This window comes from Sphingobium sp. FW306-1B-F04DB, from assembly GCF_058781925.1.
The window spans coordinates 14,601-33,971 of the sequence record NZ_JBYSXE010000003.1; the positions used below are offsets into that span (position 1 = coordinate 14,601).

General features: G+C 65.9%; 20 protein-coding genes and 1 pseudogene. 12 read left to right on the plus strand and 9 right to left on the minus strand.

Annotation, left to right across the window (positions count from 1 at the left end; genetic code table 11):
• Positions 1 to 15 precede the first annotated feature (15 nt).
• From AC3WJD_RS02955 to AC3WJD_RS02970, 4 genes and pseudogenes are all read left to right on the plus strand, one after another.
• Complete coding sequence (locus AC3WJD_RS02955; protein WP_492744378.1) at positions 16 to 1,770, plus strand: PHA/PHB synthase family protein; 1,755 nt, start codon at positions 16 to 18, stop codon at positions 1,768 to 1,770.
• Between the two features lie 392 nt (positions 1,771 to 2,162).
• Positions 2,163 to 2,630: a phasin family protein gene (locus AC3WJD_RS02960; protein WP_492744380.1), complete on the plus strand. Its 468-nt coding sequence runs from the start codon at positions 2,163 to 2,165 to the stop codon at positions 2,628 to 2,630.
• A gap of 202 nt (positions 2,631 to 2,832) precedes the next feature.
• Positions 2,833 to 3,159 (plus strand): ATP-dependent Clp protease adapter ClpS, encoded by a 327-nt coding sequence (clpS, locus tag AC3WJD_RS02965; protein ID WP_492744578.1) that lies wholly within the window; start codon positions 2,833 to 2,835, stop codon positions 3,157 to 3,159.
• A gap of 63 nt (positions 3,160 to 3,222) precedes the next feature.
• Positions 3,223 to 3,515: pseudogene (locus AC3WJD_RS02970) on the plus strand (GIY-YIG nuclease family protein).
• A gap of 67 nt (positions 3,516 to 3,582) precedes the next feature.
• On the opposite strand, the gene AC3WJD_RS02975 reads toward AC3WJD_RS02970, so the two are convergent.
• Positions 3,583 to 4,257 carry an HAD family hydrolase gene (locus AC3WJD_RS02975; protein ID WP_492744382.1) on the minus strand — a complete coding sequence of 225 codons (675 nt, stop codon included), beginning with the start codon at positions 4,255 to 4,257 and terminating at the stop codon, positions 3,583 to 3,585.
• 49 nt (positions 4,258 to 4,306) lie between these two features.
• Between AC3WJD_RS02975 and AC3WJD_RS02980 the strand changes: the two genes are divergently transcribed.
• Genes AC3WJD_RS02980 through AC3WJD_RS03005 form a run of 6 tightly spaced genes read left to right on the plus strand, consistent with a single transcriptional unit; the run spans position 4,307 to position 8,738 of the window.
• Positions 4,307 to 5,422: an MlaE family ABC transporter permease gene (locus tag AC3WJD_RS02980; RefSeq protein WP_492744384.1), complete on the plus strand. Its 1,116-nt coding sequence runs from the start codon at positions 4,307 to 4,309 to the stop codon at positions 5,420 to 5,422.
• The gene (locus AC3WJD_RS02985; protein WP_492744386.1) at positions 5,419 to 6,255 is read left to right on the plus strand and encodes an ABC transporter ATP-binding protein; all 837 of its coding nucleotides are present in this window, start codon (positions 5,419 to 5,421) and stop codon (positions 6,253 to 6,255) included. The genes AC3WJD_RS02980 and AC3WJD_RS02985 overlap by 4 nt, the downstream gene beginning before the upstream one ends.
• A gap of 6 nt (positions 6,256 to 6,261) precedes the next feature.
• Positions 6,262 to 7,215 (plus strand): MlaD family protein, encoded by a 954-nt coding sequence (locus AC3WJD_RS02990; RefSeq protein WP_492744388.1) that lies wholly within the window; start codon positions 6,262 to 6,264, stop codon positions 7,213 to 7,215.
• Positions 7,212 to 7,799 (plus strand): ABC-type transport auxiliary lipoprotein family protein, encoded by a 588-nt coding sequence (locus AC3WJD_RS02995; protein WP_492744390.1) that lies wholly within the window; start codon positions 7,212 to 7,214, stop codon positions 7,797 to 7,799. The genes AC3WJD_RS02990 and AC3WJD_RS02995 overlap by 4 nt, the downstream gene beginning before the upstream one ends.
• A gap of 16 nt (positions 7,800 to 7,815) precedes the next feature.
• Entirely contained in the window at positions 7,816 to 8,271 is a 456-nt protein-coding gene (locus AC3WJD_RS03000) for a 3'-5' exonuclease family protein (RefSeq protein ID WP_492744392.1), read from the plus strand.
• Entirely contained in the window at positions 8,268 to 8,738 is a 471-nt protein-coding gene (locus AC3WJD_RS03005; RefSeq protein WP_492744394.1) for a GreA/GreB family elongation factor, read from the plus strand. The genes AC3WJD_RS03000 and AC3WJD_RS03005 overlap by 4 nt, the downstream gene beginning before the upstream one ends.
• A 76-nt stretch (positions 8,739 to 8,814) precedes the next feature.
• Here AC3WJD_RS03005 and pepN read toward each other — a convergent pair whose 3' ends face one another.
• A complete protein-coding gene (pepN, locus tag AC3WJD_RS03010) occupies positions 8,815 to 11,409 on the minus strand; it encodes an aminopeptidase N (protein WP_492744396.1) in 2,595 nt (864 codons plus the stop codon).
• A 64-nt stretch (positions 11,410 to 11,473) separates the two neighbouring features.
• On the opposite strand from pepN, the gene AC3WJD_RS03015 reads away from it, so the two are divergent.
• Entirely contained in the window at positions 11,474 to 12,328 is an 855-nt protein-coding gene (locus tag AC3WJD_RS03015) for an SDR family oxidoreductase (RefSeq protein WP_492744397.1), read from the plus strand.
• Here AC3WJD_RS03015 and AC3WJD_RS03020 read toward each other — a convergent pair.
• On the minus strand, positions 12,238 to 13,152 hold the full coding sequence (locus AC3WJD_RS03020) for a DMT family transporter (RefSeq protein WP_492744399.1): 915 nt from the start codon (positions 13,150 to 13,152) through the stop codon (positions 12,238 to 12,240). The two genes, AC3WJD_RS03015 and AC3WJD_RS03020, sit on opposite strands and share 91 nt — an antisense overlap.
• Entirely contained in the window at positions 13,149 to 14,150 is a 1,002-nt protein-coding gene (locus AC3WJD_RS03025; protein ID WP_492744580.1) for a threonine aldolase family protein, read from the minus strand. The genes AC3WJD_RS03020 and AC3WJD_RS03025 overlap by 4 nt, the downstream gene beginning before the upstream one ends.
• 225 nt (positions 14,151 to 14,375) lie before the next feature.
• Here AC3WJD_RS03025 and AC3WJD_RS03030 point away from each other — a divergent pair, with 225 nt between their 5' ends.
• Positions 14,376 to 14,780 carry a PilZ domain-containing protein gene (locus AC3WJD_RS03030; protein ID WP_492744400.1) on the plus strand — a complete coding sequence of 135 codons (405 nt, stop codon included), beginning with the start codon at positions 14,376 to 14,378 and terminating at the stop codon, positions 14,778 to 14,780.
• 26 nt (positions 14,781 to 14,806) lie between these two features.
• On the opposite strand, the gene mmsB is transcribed toward AC3WJD_RS03030, so the two are convergent.
• The 5 genes from mmsB to AC3WJD_RS03055 form a co-directional block, all read right to left on the minus strand.
• Positions 14,807 to 15,691 carry a 3-hydroxyisobutyrate dehydrogenase gene (gene mmsB, locus AC3WJD_RS03035; protein ID WP_492744402.1) on the minus strand — a complete coding sequence of 295 codons (885 nt, stop codon included), beginning with the start codon at positions 15,689 to 15,691 and terminating at the stop codon, positions 14,807 to 14,809.
• Between the two features lie 93 nt (positions 15,692 to 15,784).
• A complete protein-coding gene (locus AC3WJD_RS03040; RefSeq protein ID WP_492744404.1) occupies positions 15,785 to 16,558 on the minus strand; it encodes an enoyl-CoA hydratase in 774 nt (257 codons plus the stop codon).
• Positions 16,559 to 16,646: 88 nt separating this feature from the next.
• Complete coding sequence (locus AC3WJD_RS03045) at positions 16,647 to 17,690, minus strand: enoyl-CoA hydratase/isomerase family protein (RefSeq protein WP_492744406.1); 1,044 nt, start codon at positions 17,688 to 17,690, stop codon at positions 16,647 to 16,649.
• Between the two features lie 151 nt (positions 17,691 to 17,841).
• Positions 17,842 to 18,987, minus strand: a complete 1,146-nt coding sequence (locus AC3WJD_RS03050; protein ID WP_492744407.1) for an acyl-CoA dehydrogenase family protein — start codon at positions 18,985 to 18,987, stop codon at positions 17,842 to 17,844.
• A complete protein-coding gene (locus AC3WJD_RS03055) occupies positions 18,984 to 19,370 on the minus strand; it encodes a RidA family protein (protein WP_492744409.1) in 387 nt (128 codons plus the stop codon). Before AC3WJD_RS03055 ends, AC3WJD_RS03050 begins: the two co-directional genes overlap by 4 nt.
• Position 19,371: the final 1 nt, after the last annotated feature.

The window sequence follows — 19,371 nt, forward strand, 5'->3', positions numbered from 1 at the left end:
CGAGGAGATGCGGGAATGACCGACACGATCCGGGAACCGGCGATGAAGCTGCCCACGCTGGAGGAGATGCAGCACTGGACCTGGGTGATCGGCCGCGCCCAGCAGATGATGCTCGAATTCGGGCTCGACATGGTCCGTCAGGCGGCGTCGCAGACGCCCGCGGCCGCGATCCCCGGGCTTCCCGACATGGGCGGGATCGCCAAGGCGCAGGCCGATTTCTGGACCGACAGCCTGAAACTGTGGCAGCGCTTCATCACGCCCGAAAGCGCCGAACCCGCGGCGGAGGATCCGCGCCACGCCAGGGACCGGCGCTTCGCGGCGCCGCAATGGCGCGACAGTCCGATGTTTGACCTGGTGCGGCAAAGCTATCTGCTGATCTGCGACCATCTTTTGAAGGGCGTCGACGCGATCGACGGCATCGATCCCAGGCAGAAGGAGCAGGTCCGCTTCGCGACGCGCGGGATGCTCGACGCGATGAGCCCAAGCAATTTCGCGCTGACCAACCCGCTGGTGATCGAGAAGACGATCGAGACGCAGGGGCAGAACCTCTTGAAGGGGCTCGAGTACATGCTCCGCGACATCGCCAAGGGACAGCTGACGCACACGGATCCCGGTGCCTATGAGCTCGGCCGCAACATCGCGACGACGCCGGGCAAGGTGATCAGGGAGACGCCGCTCTACCAGCTGATCCAGTACACGCCGACGACCAAACAGGTGTTCGCCACGCCGCTCGTCATCTTCCCACCCTGGATCAACCGTTTCTACATCCTCGACCTCAATCCCGAGAAGAGTTTCATCCGCTGGGCGGTGGAGCAGGGGATCACCGTGTTCGTTGTGTCGTGGAAATCGGCCGACGCGAGCATGAAGGACGTGGTCTGGGACGATTATGTCGTGCGCGGGCAGATCGACGCGATCGACACGGTGCGCGAACTGCTGGGCGTCGAATCGGTCCATGCGATCGGCTATTGCGTGGCGGGCACGACGCTTGCCGCGACGCTCGCGCTGCTTGCGGCGCGCGGCGAGGCCGACAAGGTGAAGAGCGCGACCTTCTTCACCGCGCAGGTCGATTTCGCGCGCGCGGGCGAACTCAACCTGTTTGTCGACGACGAGCAGATCGCGCTGGTCGACAGCCTGTCGAGCGACGGCTTTCTCGACGGGCGCTATATGGCCGCGACCTTCAACCTGCTGCGGGGGCGCGACCTGATCTGGAACTATGTCCAGAACAACTATCTGCTGGGGCAGGACTATGCGCCCTTCGACCTGCTCCACTGGAACGGCGACACGACCAACCTGCCCGCCCGATGGCACAAGGCCTATCTGACCGAGCTCTACCGCGACAACAAGCTGGTCCAGCCCGGCGCGATCAGCATCGATGGCACCCCGATCGACCTGACCCGGATCGCCACGCCGGTCTATGTCCAGGCAGGGCGCGAGGACCATATCGCGCCGATGGACAGCGTGTGGAAGATCACCGAGCACCTGACGGGCCCGATCCGCTTCGTGCTCGCGGGATCGGGGCACATCGCGGGGGTGGTGAACCCGCCCGCCGCGGGCAAATACCAATACTGGACCAACGATACTGCGGTGGGATCGCTCGCCGAGTTCGTCGAGGGCGCCACCGAAACCGCGGGCAGCTGGTGGCCCGACTGGATTCGCTGGCTCGAAGCGCTCGACGGCACCAAGGTCGATGCCAGGGGGGCGCGAATTCCCGGCAAGGGCAAGCTCGCCGCGATCGAGGATGCGCCGGGGAGCTATGTGAAACGGCGCTGAACCGCGGAATCGCTCGCCTCGCCGCATTTGGGTGACGCTTTTGTTGCACTGCACAAAAAGCGCTTGCAATCGTCACATATCGCCTATATTGTGCACTGCAACATAGATGTGTTTGCAGGGGACGCCAGACGATGAGCGCCACCAGGAAGACCCCGCCGGCCAAGGCTGCCAAGCCCGCTCCGGCCAAGAGCAATGCGCCGAGTGATAGCGCAGCGCCGCCGGCACCGGAAACGGTGGCAGTCCCGGCCAAGAGCATAGCGTCGAGTGAAAGCGTATTGCCGTCGGCGGCACCGGAAACGAACGCCGCCCCGGCCAACAGCATAGCGACGAATGTCAGCGTAGCGCCAGTACCAGAGCCGGCGCCCGCCCCCGAGAAAGGAACAACCGAGACCATGACCGACACCGCGAAAGTGACCGAGAGCGTCAAGAAGGCCGCCACCGAAGCCACCAATCAGGCGCAGGCCGTGTTCGCCGATATCAACGAGCGGACCAAGACCGCCGTTGAAAAGAGCCAGAAGATCGCCGAGGAATTCGCCGACTTCCAGAAGGGCAATGTCGAGGCGCTCGTCGCGTCGGCCAAGGTTGCCGCGAAGGGCATCGAGTCGATGGGCCAGGACGCCGCCGAGCTCGGCCGCAAGAACTTCGAGAACGCGCAGGCCGCGCTCAAGAGCTTCGCCGCAGTGAAGTCGCCGACCGAGCTGTTCAAGCTCCAGAGCGACTATGCCAAGTCGTCGTTCGACACCTTCGTCGCCGAAGCCTCGAAGAACACCGAGGCCGCGCTCAAGCTCGCCGGCGACATCTTCCAGCCGCTGTCGAACCGCCTTGCGGTCGCGGCCGAGAAGTTCAAGACCGCCGCCTGATCGGCGCCGATTTCAGTACCGCGTAGCGACGGCCGTCCCATCGGGGCGGCCGTCTTGCGTTGAGGCGGCGGGATTCATGGATAACGCCCGCGCAATCCGCCGATTCACCCCTTGCCCTGCGCCAAGCGCATGCCATATTCTCGGGACTGCCATGCAAAACCACGACCTTCTCCTCCGCCCCCTGGCGACCACGCCCTTTGCGATGGCGGAGCGCAAGGAGGGTGATGACGAGGGCACCGGGCTGGGCGTGGCGACGCGCACGCGCGCCAGGACCAAGAAGCCCGCGCTCTACAAGGTGCTGATGCTCAACGACGACTATACGCCGATGGAGTTCGTTGTCCTGTGCCTGCAGCGCTTTTTCCGCATGGACGTCGAGGATGCGACGCGCGTGATGCTGCACGTCCACCAGAAGGGCGTCGGCGTGTGCGGGATCTTCACCTACGAGGTCGCGGAGACCAAGGTGAGCCAGGTGATCGACTTCGCCCGGGAGAACCAGCACCCGCTCCAGTGCACGCTGGAAAAGGCCTGACTCTCAACCCCGCCCGCCCACGTCATGCCAGCGAAGGCTGGCATCTGCTGAACATCTAGCGCGATGCCCCACGGCGGCTGGGTCTACATTATGACCAACAAGCCGCACGGGTTCTCTATGTCGGGGTGACGGCCGATCTGCCGGCCCGGGTCCATCAACACAGAACTGGCCAAGGATCATCCTTCTGCCGGCGCTATGGGCTCAAGCGCCTCGTCTTCGCCCAGCGACACGAGGACATCGAACGCGCGATCGGACGCGAGAAGGCACTCAAGGCATGGCATCGCGCATGGAAGATCCGGATGATCGAAGCGCAGAATCCCGGATGGTCCGACCTTTTCGAGCTTCTGAACGCATAATATTCCGCGCTTTGCCCGGCAGACTCCAGCCTGCGCTGGGGTGACGCAGAATCTTTGGTTGCGTAGCCTAGCTGCTCCAGTCGACGATCAGCCAGCCATGTCCGTTGGCGAGGCTGCGCAGCCTGGGGCTCGGGTTGACCGCGATCGGCACGTCTGCCCAGTCAAGCACGGGTTCGTCGGAGACATGGTCCGAATAGAAACGGACGGTGCAGTCGGGGCGGTGCAGTCCGTTGGTCTCCATCCATGCCTCGATCTTGCGCAGCTTCGCCGGGCCGTAACAGTTCTCGCCTTCGATCCGCGCATGCACGCGACCGTCGGGCAGGCAGAAGCTGTCGGTCGCGATCACATCGTCCATCCCGAGCTTCTTCGCGATCTCGGTCACATAGATGCGATTGGACGCGGTCGCCATGATCAGCCTGTGGCCGTTGGCGCGGTCGGCCTCCATCTGCCGGAGCGCGCCGGGATAGATATTGGTCGCGATCATCCGGTCGGCAAAGGAGCGCGCAAACGGTTCGATCTCAGCCGAGGGGATATGGCTGCCGATGAACAGCGTCTGGATCGATTGCTTGAGCCTCGCGCGATCGATCAGCCGCAGCGCATAGGCGAGCATTATCAGCGGCGCGATCGGCGCGAGCAGCAGCCGCCACGGCGCGCGCGCGAGCGCGACGTGCAGCAGGAAGGGCGTGAAGGTGCCGGTCCGCGTGATCGTCCGGTCCATGTCGTAGATCGCGAGCATTGCCATTGCCCTCCCCGCTTGCCGCGCGCGCGATTATGCCGCAAGGAATAAGTGCATGGACGCACAGGCGGATTTCATCGAGGAGCAGAGCGGCTCCGGGCGGGCGCTGCGCTTCACGGGCAGTCTTGCGATCGCGCGCCTTGGTGACCTTCCCAAGCGACTAGAAGAACTTAGCGGCCCGATCGACGAGATCCGGCTCGACGGCATCGTCCATATCGACACGATCGGTGCCTGGATCGTTCACGATTTCGCGCATGCGCATGGCGCGCGGATCACCGGCGCGGATGCCGACGCGACCAAGCTGCTCACGCGTCTCGGCGAGGTTGACGAGACGATCCGCAGTCGCGTCCACCCCGGCTACACGCCGCCCTTCCTGCGCGTCCTTGGCGAGGTCGGCGACGCGACGATGGTCGCGGCCAGGACGCTGCTCGGCCTGCTCGCCTTTTTCGGCGCGACGTGCATCGCGATCTGGAACGTCATGCGCCACCCGTCGCGCTTTCGCGCCAATGCGGTGATCCAGCGCTTCGAGGTGGTCGGCGTTTCGGCGCTGGGCATTGTCGGGCTGATGAGCTTCCTGATCGGGATCGTCATCGCGCAGCAGGGCGCGGTGCAATTGCGCCAGTTCGGCGCCGAGGTGTTCACGATCAACCTCATCGGGCGGATCACGCTGCGCGAACTCGGCGTGTTGATGACCGCGATCATGGTCGCCGGCCGTTCGGGCAGCGCCTTTGCCGCGCAGCTGGGCACGATGAAACTGACCGAGGAAATCGACGCGATGCGCATCATCGGGGTCTCGCCGATGGAAGCGCTGGTGTTGCCGCGGCTGCTCGCCTCGGTCGTGATGATGCCGCTGCTCGGCTTCTATTCCTCGGTCGTCGCGATCATCGGCGGCGGTATCTGGTGCTGGATCGATCTCGGCATCCCGCCCGTCACCTTCGTCCAGCGGCTGCGCGAGGTGGTGCCGATGACCGACCTCTGGGTCGGCGTGGTCAAGGCGCCCGTCTTTGGCGCAATCATCGCGATGGCGGGCTGCTTCCAGGGCATGCAGGTCAAGGCCGATGCGGAGGAAGTCGGCATGCGGACGACCTCCGCAGTGGTGCAGGCGATTTTCCTGGTCATCGTGCTCGATGCGTTTTTCGCGGTGTTCTTCACGCAGGTCGGCTGGATATGAGCGAGGCCATCGAGGACGCCGAAGAACTGCGCGAAATCGCGGTGGGCGAAACGCTCATCAGCGTGCACGGCCTGAAAAATGCGTTTGGCGACCAGGTGGTGCATGACGGCCTCGATCTCGACGTCAGGAAGGGCGAGATACTGGGCGTGGTCGGCGGGTCGGGCACGGGCAAGTCGGTGCTGATGCGCTCGATCATCGGGCTGCAGACGCCCGTCGAGGGCGATGTCACGGTCTTCGGCGAATCGATGATCGACCGCGATGAAGACGATGCCGTCGCGGTCCGCAAGCGCTGGGGCGTGCTGTTCCAGGGCGGCGCATTGTTTTCGACGCTGAGCGTTGCCGAAAATATCCAGGTGCCGCTGCGCGAATTCTACGGCGGCGTCCTCGACCAGAAACTGCTCGACGAGATCGCAGCGTTCAAGGTGCTGATCAGCGGCCTGCCCGTCGATGCCGGTCCCAAATATCCGGCGGAATTGTCGGGCGGCATGAAGAAGCGCGCAGGCCTGGCGCGCGCACTGGCGCTCGATCCCGAGCTTCTGTTCCTTGACGAACCGACCGCGGGGCTCGATCCGATCGGCGCGGCCGCGTTCGATCATCTGATCCATCAGCTCCGCTCGATCCTCGGCTTGACGGTTTTTCTGATAACGCACGATCTGGACACGCTTTATGCTATTTGCGACCGCGTGGCGGTACTGGCGGACAAGAAGGTGATTGCGGTGGGAACGATCGACGAATTGCTGGCGACCGACCATCCCTGGATCCAGGAATATTTCAACGGCCCGCGCGGCCGCGCCGCCGTGGCTTCGGCCAAAGCGCGCGACAGGAAGGGTTGATCGTCGATGGAAACGCGTTCCAACCATGTCCTTGTCGGCGGTGTCGTCCTTGCACTGATCGCGGCGCTCGCGCTGTTTACGATCTGGCTTGCGCAGCTCGGCGCGGGCGGCGAGAAATTCTACGACATCTTCTTCAAACAGTCGGTAGACGGCCTGTCGAAGGGCTCGGCGGTCAGCTTTGCGGGCGTGCCCTCGGGCCAGGTCGACGAAATCGCGCTATGGCCGCAGGATCCCGAATTCGTCCGCGTGCGCATCCGCGTGAAGGACGAAACGCCGATCCTGCAGGGGACGACCGCGCAGATTTCGGGTGTCGGCTTTACGGGCGTGTCGCAGATCACGCTTGACGGCGCGGTCAAGGGCGCACCGCCGATCACCGATATCGGCCCCGCGGGCAAGCCTGTCATCCCCACCAAGCCCGGTGCGCTCGGCGAGCTGCTGTCCAACGCGCCGCAGCTGCTCGAAAGGCTGACTACGCTGGCCGAACGGCTGGGGCAGTTGCTCGACGACGAGAACCAGGCGTCGATCGCGGGCATATTGAAGAATGTGAACCGGCTTTCGGGCTCGCTCGCCGAGCGTGGCCCCGAGATCGCCGCCACGCTGGCCGAGACGCGCGTGACGATCCAGAAGGCGGGGGTCGCGGTGGAAGAGATCGGCAAGCTTGCGGGGACGACCAACCAGCTGCTCGACGGCGAGGGCCGGCCGCTGATCGCCGACCTGCGCAAGACCGTCCAGTCGGCGCAGAAGAGCATGGACGCGCTCGATGGCGCGATCACCGACGCGCGTCCCGGCCTGCAGGCCTTTTCGAAACAGACGATACCGGAGGTCGGGCTGCTCGTGCGCGACCTGCGCGACATGTCCGAAGCGCTTACTGCGGTCGCCACGCGGCTCGACCGCGATGGGGCGGGCGGGCTGGTGGGCTCGCGCAAGCTTCCCGATTACGAACCAAGGGGCCGTCAATGAAGATCGGATCGCTGACCGCGCTCGCCGCGGCGTTCACGCTTGCGGGCTGCGTCAGCTTCGGCAGCGAGCCGCCCAGCTCGCTGTTGACGCTCAGTGCCGACAGTGCGCTTGCGGCAGGAACGAGCCGATCGGTCGGGCCCGGCGAAGCGGTGACCGTGCTACCGCCGCGCGTGCCCGCCGCGCTCGCGACCAATCGCGTGCCGGTCAAGGCCGACGGCACCAACATCGCCTATGTCAAGGACGCGCAATGGGTCGACAGCCCGGGCCGGCTGTTCGGCGCGCTGCTATCCGAGACGATCGCGGCGAAGACCGGCCGGGTGGTCATGGATTTCCGCCAGTTCTCGTTCGACCCCGGCGTGCGTATCGGCGGCGATCTCCGGAATTTCGGCGTCGACGCCGAGGCGATGGAGGCAATCGTGACCTATGATGCGACGCGTACGCTGCCCGGCAGCGACCGGATCGAGGAGCGCCGCTTCGAGGCGCGCGTTCCCGTGTCGGAGGTGAAGGCCGGCCCGGTCGGCGCCGCGCTCAACGAGGCCGCCAACAAGGTGGCCGCCGACGTCGCCGCCTGGATCGGGAGCTAGCCATCCCGGCACGGCCATGCGCTATTTCCTCGATACCGAATTCAACGGCTTTGGCGGCGCCCTGATGAGCATCGCGCTGGTACCCGAGTTCGGCGACAATGAATTCTACGCGGTGCTGCCATCGCCCGAGGCGATCGAGCCCTGGGTAGAGCGGCATGTCGTTCCCTATCTGCACATGGTGCCGCAAGGACTCGACCTCCAGCTCGATCCGGTGAGCGCTGCGCACGAGGTCGCCGCCTATCTCGCGGCCGACCCAGACCCCGAGATCGTCGCCGACTGGCCCGACGACATCGCGCTGTTCTGCAAGCTGCTGATGGTCGGCCCCGGGCTGATCGCCGATGTCGGGAGCCTGCGCTTCGAAATGCTCAGCAATCCGGGCTTCAGCACCGCCCGCAACAGCAAGGTGCCGCACAACGCGCTCCACGATGCGCGCGCGTTGCGCAATTTCGTGATAGAAAGCGAAGCGAGATGAGCGTCGCCTTTCGCCGTGATGTGGACGAGGAGCATCTTGAACCCCGTCCCGAGCTGCCGATCCCGCCCGGCCCCAACCTCGTCACCGCGCGCGGGCTGGCGCTGACCGAGGCGCGCGTGGCCGCGCTCGAAGCCGCGCTCGCGGCCGCTGCGACCGAGGATGAGACCAAGGCGATCGAGCGCGACCTGCGCTACTGGCGCGCGCGCCGCGCGACCGCGCAGGTCATGCCCGGCTTTGCGGGGGACGCGATCCGCTTCGGCGCGCGCACGACCTATACCGACGCCGCGGGAACCCGGCACAGCGTCGACATCGTCGGTGTTGACGAAGCCGACCCGGCTGCAGGGCGCATCGCCTTCACATCACCGCTCGCGCGCGCCCTTATCGGCGCGGGGGAGTGCGATCGCGTCGATTTCGGCGGCAAGCCCGAGGCGCTCGAGATCATGGCGGTGGGGCCGATCCCCGACTGAGCCCGGCCTTTTGAATAGAGCCTGATTCACGCCCTCGATCGAAGCACGCCGTGCTTCGATTTCATACGATCAGGCTCTAAGCGAGGCTCTTCGAGGCCTGTTCGAACACGTCCCTGGACAGGTCCGGCGTGTCGACAATCCGCTGGAGCGCCGCGCGCATCCTGGCCGCCCGCTCCTCGCCGAAGCGACGCCAGCGGCCGAGCGGCGGGACGAGCCGCGCCGCGGTCTGCGGGTTGAGCTTGTCAAGCGCGATGATCGTATCGGCGAGATAGTCGTAGCCGCGTCCGTCGAGCGCGTGGAAGGCGCGCTGGTTGACCGCGAACGCCCCCGCCAGTGCGCGTGCGCGATTGGGATTGGCGAGCGTGAAATCGGGATGCTGCGACAGCGCGACAACCTGATCCACGGTATCATCGCGCGGCGACAGCGCCTGGGTGGTGAACCATTTGTCGAGCACCAGCGCATTGTCATGATAGCGCGCGTAGAAGGCGTCCAGCGCCTTGCTGCGCAGCGTCGAGCTGCCATTGGCAAGGACGGTGAGCGCCCCCTGACGATCGGTCATGTTGTCGGCATTCTCGAACTGCGCAAAGGCAAGTTCGGCGGCGTCGGCCCCGTCGCTGGCGTCGATATAGCCCAGCACGACGGATCGCAGCCGGCGTGCGCCCTTGGCCGCGGGCGAATATTCGAACCGGTTGGCCTGCGTCGCGGCATAGGCGGCGCGCCATTCCTGCTCGAGCGTCACGCCGAGGTCGCGGCGCAGCGCCTCGCGCGCCTTGTGGATCGCCTCGGGATCGACGACCAGCATGTGATCGCCGATGAAGCTCTCGCTCGGCAGCAGCACCGCCTCCGCGATGAACGCCTTGTCGAGCGCGGGATCGGTCAGCGTATTGCGGACCGCGCGGATCACCGCTTCGTGATCGGGCCTGCCCCCCGCGACCGCGCCGACCAGCGTGTCGAGCATCAGCTGCTGCATCGCCTCGTAGCGCGCAAAGGGATCGTCGTCATGCGCCGAGAGAAATGCGAGATCGGCAGGCGAACGATCGGTCTCGACGATGACGGGCGCCGAAAAGCCGCGGTTGATCGAGAGCACCGGGCGCTCGTCGATGTTTTCGAAGGTCACGGTCTGCTCGGCGGTGTCGAGCAGTACCAGCTGTTCCTCGCCCAGCGGCTTGCCGCTCGATTCGCCGAACAATCGAATGCGAAGCGGCAGCACCATCGGCAGCTTGTCGGGCTGGCCGGGCGTCGCCGGCACGCCCTGTTCGAGGTGGAGCCGCGCGGTGGTGCCGCTGTGCTCGAGCTGCGCGCGGACCCGCGGCGTTCCCGCCTGCTCATACCAGCGACGGAACTGGGCGAGATCGATCGCGCCGCCGTCCTCCATCGCGGTGACGAAATCCTCGCAGGTCGCGGCCTCGCCGTCATGCCGATCGAAATAGAGATCGGCACCTTTCCGGAAACGCTCGGCGCCCAGCATCACCGCCATCATCCGGATCAGCTCGGCGCCCTTGTTATAGACCGTCGCGGTGTAGAAGTTCGAGATTTCCATGTAGGAATCGGGGCGGACGGGATGCGCGAGCGGGCCCGCATCCTCGGGGAACTGCGCGGCGCGCAGCACACGGACGTCCTCGATCCGCTTGACCGCGGCCGAGCCCTGGTCGGCGGTAAAGCTCTGGTCGCGAAAGACGGTGAGGCCTTCCTTGAGGCTCAGCTGGAACCAGTCGCGGCAGGTGACGCGGTTGCCCGACCAGTTGTGAAAATATTCGTGCGCGACGACCCCCGCGATCGCGTCGTAATCCGCATCGGTCGCGGTGTCGGGGTCCGCGAGGATGTAGCGCGAGTTGAAGATGTTGAGGCCCTTGTTCTCCATCGCGCCGAAATTGAAATCGGCGACCGCGACGATGTTGAACACGTCGAGGTCGTATTCGCGGCCATAGTTCTTCTCGTCCCACGCCATCGCCGCCTTGAGCGCGCGCATCGCGTGATCGGTTTTGGGCAGGTCGGCCTTGCGGACCCAGATGCCAAGATCGACCTTGCGCCCCGACGCGGTGGTGAAGCTGTCCCGGTTCGCGACGAGATCGCCCGCGACCATCGCGAACAGGTAGCTCGGCTTGGGGAAGGGATCGTTCCATTCGGCCCAGTGGCGGCCATCGGACAGATCGCCCGAAGCGACGGGATCGCCATTGGCCAGCAATACCGGATAGCGGGTCTTGTCCGCCTCCATCCGCACCGAATAGCGCGTGAGCACATCGGGCCGATCGGGGAAGAAGGTGATGCGGCGAAAGCCTTCGGCCTCGCACTGGGTGCAGAGCAGCCCGCCCGAGGCATAGAGCCCCATCAGCTGGGTGTTGAGCTCGGGCGCGATACGCACTTCGGTCTCGACGACATGCGCAGTGCCGGGGAGATCGACGACCAGATCGCCATCCTCAAGCCGCCATGCACCGGCGTCGAGCACCTTGCCATCGACCGCGACCGACTCGGGGGTGAGCCCATCGCCGTCGAGGCGAAGCGGCCGGTCGTGCGCGCCGTTGCGCGTCACGCTCAGCCTTGCCTTCACGCGTGCCTTGAGGCTGTCGAGCGCGAAATCGAGCGCGATCTCGGGGACCAGCCAGTCGGGCGGGCGATAGTCGAGGCGGCGGACAACCGTGGGGGCGGCGGGGGCGGTTTGGACGTCGAGCATGGACAGAGACTTAGGCGGGACAACTCCCCCGTGCAATGACCCGCGGCACTGGGTAGAACGCGCCATGGCTTCGATCCTGATCTTCGGCATGGGCTATAGCGCGGGCCGCATCGCCGCAGCGCTGCAAGCGCGCGGCTGGCGCGTGATCGGGACACGGCGCCAGGCTTCTGGCGATGCGCTGGCATTCGACAATGCGCCCGCAATTCACGCCGAGCTGGCGCGCGCGACGCATATCCTGTCAAGCGTGCCGCCCGAGGGCGAAGGCGATCCCGTGCTGGCGCGCTATGGCGGCGCGATCGCCGCAGCACCTGCCCGCTGGATCGGCTATCTGTCCTCGACGGGGGTCTATGGTGACAGCGGCGGCGCCTGGGTCGATGAAAGCGCGCGTACGGGCGGTGGCCGGCGATCGGCGCGCGTCGCGGCCGACTCGGCGTGGCAGGCGCTCGGCGCCGACGTCCGCGTCTTCCGCCTGCCCGGAATCTACGGGCCGGGCCGATCGGCGCTCGAGCGCGTCGCAGCGGGCAAGGCGCACCGGATCGACCTGCCCGGACAGATCTTCAGCCGCGTGCATGTCGACGATATCGTTTCGGGCGTGATCGCAGGCTTCGACGGGCCCGCGGGCGTCTATAACCTCGCCGACGATCGTCCGGCGTCGCAGAACGCGGTGGTCGAACAGGCCTGCGCGCTGCTAGGCCTGCCCCGCCCGCCGCTGCAGACGCTTGACCAGGCCGGGCTGTCGCCCCCCGCGCGCGCCTTCTATGCGGAGAACCGGCGGGTCGCGAACGGCAAGGCTAGGCGGCTGCTCGGCTGGGCGCCGCGCTATCCCGATTATCGCGCGGGGCTGCGTGCCCTCAATGCGATCACGAGCCCGGCGAGCGCGAGCACGCAGCCGGCAGCGGCCAGCAGCGACCAGCGATAACCCTCGAACAGCGTCGAGAGCAGCATCGCGATCACCGGGATGAGCACGCTCGAATAGGCCGCCTTGGCGGGGCCGATCATGCGGATCACGCCGAAATAGAGCGAGAAGGCCACGGCCGAGGCGATCACGCCCAGATAGAGCAGCCCTGCAAGGTAACCCCAGCGCAGTTCGATCACCGGTGACCCCGCGGTACCCCAGGCGTAAAGCGCGTTGACCGCGCTGCCGAGCAGCATCGCCCAGGCGAGCATCACCGCCATCGGATAGAGTTTCGACCGCTCGGTCGCCTGCATCACATTGGCGGCCGAGGCGCAGAGCACGCCGAGCAGTGTGATGCCGATGCCGAGCAAGGTGCTGCCCGCGGCGGCATCGTCGCGACGCGCCTCATGGACGAAGAGCAGCGCGACCCCCGCGATGGCGATCGCCGAGCCCAGCAGGAAGCGCGCTGAAACCCTGTGGCCGAGGAAGATCCGGCTCAGCAACGCATTGGGCACGACGAGCAGTGCGAACACCAGCGCGACGAGCCCCGAGGTGATGTAGAGCTCGGCGCGATAGACGAAGTTGAAGTTGAGCACGAACTGCGACAGCGCCATGCCGATCGCGAAGAGCATCCCCGCGCGGTCGAGCCTCAGGCTTTCGCGCCGCGCGAGCGCATAGCCGAGCATAGTCAGCCCCGCGATCAGGAAACGATAGGCGACGGACCAGCTCGGCGGCACGACGCCCAGCTGGTCGCGGATGACGAGCCAGGTCGATCCCCAGATCAGCGTGACGATGACGAAGGGGATGAGGACGCGCCCCTTCGCCGCCGCAGCGGGGGGCGCGGTCACAGCGCGGCGATGGCGTCGGCCAATGGCCGGATCGCCTCGACATCCTGGTGCCAGCTCGTCACCAGCCGCACCTCGCCCTGCGCCCAGTCGTAGAAATCGAAGCCCAGCGCGCGCAACGACGCGGCCTCTTGCGGCGTCACGCGCAGGAATACCTCGTTGGCCTCGACCCGGTGGACCAGCCGCGCGCCGGCTGCGTCGGCGAGCAGCCGCGCCCCCGCATTGGCGGCGCGGGCATTGGTAAGCCAGACATCGTCGTCGAGCATCGCCAGGATCTGCGCGGCGAGATAGCGGCCCTTGGAAAGCAGGTGCCCCGCGCGCTTGCGGCGATAGTGGGTCGCCTCCGCCAACCCGGGCTTGAAGAAGATCAGCGCTTCGGTCGCCATGCCGCCATTCTTGGTAAAGCCGAAGCTGAGGACATCGACGCCCGCGCGCCACGTCACATCGGCGGGGCTACAGCCGAGATGGGCCACGGCATTGGCGAAGCGCGCACCGTCCATGTGGAAGCCGAGCCCGCGCTCGCGGCACACCGCGCCCAGCGCGGCGACCTCGGCGGGCGTATAGACCTCGCCATATTCGGTGGCGTTGGTGATCGAGAGCGCGTGCGGCTGGACCCAGTGGACCCCGGCGTTCACCCCACCCAGCGCAGCGATCACCTGATCGGGGGTAAGCTTCGCGCCGGGGCCGTCGACTAGCATCAGCTTGGCGCCATGCGTGTAGAATTCGGGCGCGCCGCATTCGTCATTCTGGATATGCGCCTGGGCGTGACAGATCACGCCGCCATGCGGGGGACACAGTGCCGCCAGCGCCAGCGAATTGGCCGCGGTGCCCGTCGCCACCCACAGCGCGCGCACCTCGGTCTCGAACAGTTCCGAAAACCGCGCGTCGAGTGACTGGCTCCAGCGATCGCCGTCATAGGCGGTGTCGGTCTTGTTGGCGGCGACCAGCGCGTCGAGGACGGGCTGGCAGGCGGGGGCGGCGTTGTCCGAAAAGAAGCGCATTTCAGCGCAATGCGCATGGCGCCCCGCCGCGTCAACACGCAAGCGTATCGTTATGGGGCAGGCGGACGGGCAATCGGCGTACCAAACTTGATCGAAGCTGGTTTAAGTCGCGCGGAACGGGGTCGTTAGGACGAATAAAACGCAAATCCGGCCGCTTATCGCTTGAATACCGCATATGGGTTAGTATGGGAAACCACTCCGCAGTTTGTGAAATGGAGATCACCCATGGATCATTCGCCCACCCCGGATTCGCATGATCCGGCGGATATGGGAGAAAGGACTCGCGAACCGAGAACCAGCCGCCTTTTCGTCGGCCAGCTCGCGCTGGAGGACGGCAGCGTGGTCAAGGTCCGCATCCGCAATATTTCCGAAGGTGGCTTCGGCGGCCGCAGCGACACGTTGCTGCGCGTGGGGCAGCGCGGCCATATGCTGCTCGCGGGCATCGGGCTGGTCGCGGGGCGTGTGGCGTGGACCAACGAGCATCTGTTCGGGCTCCAGTTCGACACGCGAATCGATCCCTCGCTGGCGCGGCTCTCTCCGCCCGCCACGTCGCAGCAAAGCGAATATGTCGTGCCGCCGCAGTTTCGCCCGACCACCGATCACAAGCGCCCGGGCTTCCGCGTCCGCTAAGCCGCGGCGGAAGCGCAGCCTGGCGATCAGGCCCGCCCCGCAAGCATCTTGATGATACCCGAGAAATCGAGCCCGCCCTGCCCGGCATCGGCGAACTGCTCATAGAGTTCAGCCGCCTTCGCGCCCATCGGCACATCCGCCGAAACACCGCTCGCGGCCTCCATCGCCAAGCGCAGATCCTTGAGCATCAGCGCGGTCGCGAAGCCGCCCTGATAGTCGCGGTCGGCGGGCGTCACGGGGCCGACGCCGGGGACGGGGCAATAGCTGGTCATCGACCAGTTCTGGCCCGATGCCTTGGAGGAGATGTCGAAGAATGTCTGGAGGTCGAGGCCGAGCTTCTGCGCGAGCAGGAAGGTCTCGCACGTCGCGACCATCGACGCGCCGAGCAGCATGTTGTTGCAGATCTTCGCGGCCTGTCCCGCCCCGCTCGCGCCCGCATGGATCACCGCCTTGCCCATCGCGGCGAGGATCGGCTCGGCGCGCCCGAAAGCCTCGTTCGAACCGCCGACCATGAAGGTGAGCGTGCCCTCGTTCGCCGCCGCGATGCCACCCGAGACGGGCGCATCGACCGCGATCAGCCCCTTGGCCGCGGCAGCGTCGGCCACGCGCCGCGCGGTCGCGACGTCGATCGTCGAACAGTCGATCAGCAGCGTCCCCGGCTGGGCATTGCCGAACAGCGCGTCGGTATAGACCTGCTCGACATGCTTGCCTGCCGGCAGCATCGTCACGATCGCCTCGGCCCCGTCGGCGGCTGCCGCAGCGTCCTCGACGGGCAGGCAGCCCGCCTCCTTCGCGCGCGCCAGCGCCTCTTCGGACAGGTCGAACGCGCGGACGTCATGTCCAGCCTTTGCGAGGTTCGCGGCCATGCCGCCGCCCATATTGCCGAGCCCGATGAAACCGATGCGTGCCATAATCCTCAGTCCTTTTCCGTCATGCCAGCGCAGGCTGGCATCTTGCGTGGCCACCAGAGATGCCAGCCTTCGCTGGCATGACGTTCGTTCCGTCTACTTCCCCGTCCAATTGCCCGGGCGCTTCTCGACGAAGGCGGCCATGCCTTCCTTCTGGTCCTCGGTGCCGAACAGCGCGTGGAACAGGCGGCGTTCGAACTGCACACCCATCTGCAGATTGGTCTCGTAGGCGGCGTTGACCATTTCCTTGTTCGCCTTGACCGCAAGCGGCGCCATCCCCGCGATCACCGTCGCGGTCCTGATCGCGTCCTCGACGAGATCGCCGAGGGGAACGATGCGTGCGACGAGGCCCGAACGTTCGGCTTCCTCGGCGTCCATCATCCGCCCGGTCAGGCACATTTCCATCGCCTTGGCCTTGCCCACCGCGCGCGGCAGGCGCTGCGATCCGCCCATGCCCGGCGAGACGCCGAGCTTGATCTCGGGCTGACCGAATTTCGCGTTGTCCGCGGCGAGGATGAAATCGCACATCATCGCGAGTTCGCATCCGCCGCCCAGCGCATAGCCCGCGACCGCGGCGATCACGGGCTTGCGCGTCGCGGTCACGCGGTCATAGCCCGCAAAGAAATTGCTGCCATACATGTCGGCAAAACCCTGATCCGACATTTCCTTGATGTCGGCGCCCGCGGCGAAGGCCTTTTCGTTGCCCGTGATCACCGCACAACCCTGGTTGTCGTCCTTGTCGAAGGCCTCGAGCGCAGCGATCAGCTCGGCAAGCACCTGCGAGTTGAGCGCATTCAATGCCTGCGGGCGGTTCAGCGTGATCAGCGTGACGGGGCCGCGGGTTGCGACGAGCAGCGTTTCGTATGTCATCTTCTTTTTCCTTCGTCATGCCAGCGCAGGCTGGCATCTCTGGTGGCCACGCAAGATGTCAGCTTTCGCTGGCATGACGTGGAAAGCGTCAGGCCGGCGTCCAGGCCTCATCCTCGGGCAGCGGTGCGAAGATCGTGTCGAGCATGTGCTCGGTCACGCCTTCGGGCGTAGCCGGGTTCCATTGCGGGGCGTTGTCCTTGTCGACGATCACCGCGCGGACCCCCTCGAGGAAATCATGGCGCTGCACGACATGCGCGCCGACCGCATATTCCTGTTTCATTTCGTCGGCGAAGCTGTGCATGCCGGCGCCTTCCCTGAGCAGGCGCAGCGAGACTTTCATCGTCTGCGGCGACTTGGTCCTGAGCGTCGCAAGCTCCTTCAATGCCCAGTCGCTGCCGTCGGCCTCGAGCGCGTCGTAGATGTCCTCAAGACGGTCCGACGCGAACAGCCGGTCGATCAACGCGCGGCTCTCCTCGATCCGCGCGGGCGGCGGAGACACCGATAGCTGGCCCAATATGCCGTCGATCCGCGAGGGATCGGTGGCGATCCGCGACTTGGCCTCTTCCAGCGCTTCGGCGGGGAGGTAATGCGTGGCAAGGCCGAGCGACAGGCACTCGGCACCATCGAGCCGCGCGCCGGTGAGCGCGAGGAACTGGCCAACGCGGCCCGGCAGGCGCGAGAGATACCAGCCGCCGCCAACGTCGGGGAACAGCCCAATTCCCGTCTCTGGCATGGCAAGCCGCGTATTCTCGGTCGCGACGCGATATTTGCACGGCAGGGCGATGCCGACGCCGCCGCCCATCGTGATCCCGTCCATGAACGCCACGGTGGGCTTGGCATAGGTGAAGAGACGGTGGTTCATCCGGTATTCGGCGTGGAAGAACGCCCGCGCCTCCGCGCCGTCCTTCGCGCCGCTTTCGGCGAGCATGCGGATATCGCCGCCAGCGCAGAAGCCGCGGCCTTCGGCATGGTCGAAGAACAGAATCTCCACCTCGCCCGCATCACGCCAGTTCTCGAGCACGTTGATGATGCCCTGACACATCTCGGTGGTGAGCGCATGGATCGCCTTGGGGCGGTTGAGGCTGATGCGGCCGGCGCGGCCCTCGTTGCGGATGATGAGTTGGTCGGTCATGCTTTCCCGTTACCCCAATATTCGCGCCATGCCAGCGCAGGCTGGCATCTCTGGTGGCGCCGCGAGATGCCAGCCTTGGCCATACATGGCCAAGTTTATCCTGAGCGACGCCGCAGGCGGCGTCGAAGGGCCGGCATGACGGAAGAAAATGTCACTGCCGCGTCAGTTCGCGCCCGACGATCATCCGCATGATCTGGTTGGTGCCCTCGAGGATCGAGTGGACGCGAAGGTCGCGCCAGAATCGCTCGATCGGATAGTCCTGCAGGAAGCCATAGCCTCCGTGCAGCTGGAGCGCGTCGTTGACGACCTTGGAGCCCGTGTCGGTCGCGAGCCGCTTGGCCATCGCCGCGAACTTGGTCTTGTCGGGATCATTAGCGGTCACCTTGCATGCCGCGGCATAGAGCAGCGTCCGCGCGGCCTGGAGCTCGGTCTCCATGTCGGCGAGCATGAACTGCGTGTTCTGGAAGTCGGCGATCGCCTTGCCGAACTGCTTGCGTTCCTTGGTGTATTTCACCGCCTCGTCGAGGCAGCGCTGCCCACCGCCAAGCGAGCAGGCGCCGATGTTGAGGCGACCACCGTCGAGCCCCATCATCGCGATGCGGAATCCCTCACCCTCGGCGCCCACCAGATTCTCGACGGGCACGCGGACGCCGTCGAAATTGACCTGGCTCGTCGGCTGTGAGCGCCAGCCGAGCTTCTTCTCATTGGCGCCGAAGCTGACGCCTTCCATGTCTTTTTCGATGACGAGGCAGGAAATGCCCTTGGGGCCATCCTCGCCCGTGCGGACCATGGTGACATAGATTTCGTTCTCGCCGCCGCCCGAGATGAACGCCTTGGAGCCGGTGACGATATAATGGTCGCCATCGCGGACCGCCTTGGTCTTCAATGCCGCGGCGTCTGAGCCCGAGCCGGGTTCGGTCAGGCAATAGCTCGCGATCTTGTCCATGCCGACGAGCTGCGGGAGGTACTTGTTCTTGACCGCCGCCGAACCGAAGCGGTCGATCATCCAGCTCGCCATGTTGTGGATCGATATGAAGGCGCTGGTCGAGGGGCAGCCATAGGCCATCGCCTCCATGATCAGAGCCGCCTCGAGCCGCCCAAGCCCGATCCCGCCCATCTCCTCCGACACGTAGATCGAGGCGAAGCCGAGCTCGGCGGCGGCCTTGATCGTGTCGCGCGGAAAGATGTGCTTCTCGTCCCATTCGGCCGCGAAGGGCGTGATCGCGTCGGCGGTGAACTTGCGCGCCATCTCCTGAATCGCGCGCTGGTCTTCGGTGAGGTCGAACTGATTGGTCATGCTGCTGCCACTACCTCGATTTCGACCAGCCAGTCTCTCTCGAGCGTCTGCGCGACGATGGCGGTGGTCGGGATGCGCCGCTCACCCAGCGCGCGGCAACGGGCGGCCGCATTGGCCTCGGCATAGCCCGCGTCGCGCATATAGCTGGTGAGCCGCACGATATTGTCAGTCGTCATCCTCGCGCTGGCGAGGATGGTACGAATGTTGTTCCAGATGAGTTCGAGCTGATCGTCGAGGGTCGCGCCCGGCATGCCCGCGGGGTCAAGCCCCATCGTGCCGCTGACGAAGACCATGCGCTCGGCGCCCCGAACCTCCATGGCGTGCACCCAGTCCGACCCGGTCCGATAGATATTTTCGACCGGGTCGTGCGCGATCAGCTCCATG